This is a genomic window from Bacillus sp. Nf3, assembly GCF_003028545.1.
In the GTDB taxonomy this organism is placed as follows: domain Bacteria; phylum Bacillota; class Bacilli; order Bacillales; family Bacillaceae; genus Bacillus; species Bacillus safensis.
This window is the reverse complement of sequence record NZ_PYUA01000066.1, coordinates 1-585: the sequence shown is the minus strand read 5'-3', so window position 1 is coordinate 585 and position 585 is coordinate 1. Positions and strand designations below refer to the sequence as shown.

The window sequence follows — 585 nt, the reverse complement described above, 5'->3', positions numbered from 1 at the left end:
GCCAGCAGCATCGCCTTCTCGGCGGTGCCACCGATGCCGATGCCGAGCATGCCCGGCGGGCACCAGCCGGCGCCCATGGTCGGCACGGTCTTCAGCACCCAGTCGACGATGGAGTCGGACGGGTTGAGCATGGCGAACTTGGTCTTGGCTTCCGAGCCACCGCCCTTGGCGGCGACGATCACGTCGACCGTATTGCCCGGCACCACCTTGACGTTGACCACGCCCGGGGTGTTGTCCTTGGTGTTGATGCGCTTGCCGGCCGGATCAGCCAGCACCGAAGCGCGCAGCTTGTTGTCCGGGTGCAGGTAGGCACGGCGCACGCCTTCATTGGCCATGTCTTCCACGCCCATGGTGGCGTCGTCCCAGCGCACGTCCATGCCGATTTCCAGGAACACGGTGACGATGCCGGTGTCCTGGCAGATCGGACGGTGGCCTTCGGCGCACATCCGCGAATTGATCAGGATCTGGGCCATCGCTTCCTTCGCGGCCGGCGACTCCTCGCGCTCGTAGGCGGCGGCGAGGTTCTTGATGTAGTCGACCGGGTGGTAGTACGAGATGTACTGCAGCGCGTCGGCGATGGACTGG

The 585-nt window shown here is 65.8% G+C and carries 1 protein-coding gene; it reads right to left on the bottom strand.

Annotated elements, in window-relative coordinates:
- A partial coding sequence (locus C9414_RS20865) for a fumarate hydratase (RefSeq protein ID WP_142398078.1) occupies positions 1–585 on the bottom strand: 585 nt, incomplete at both ends.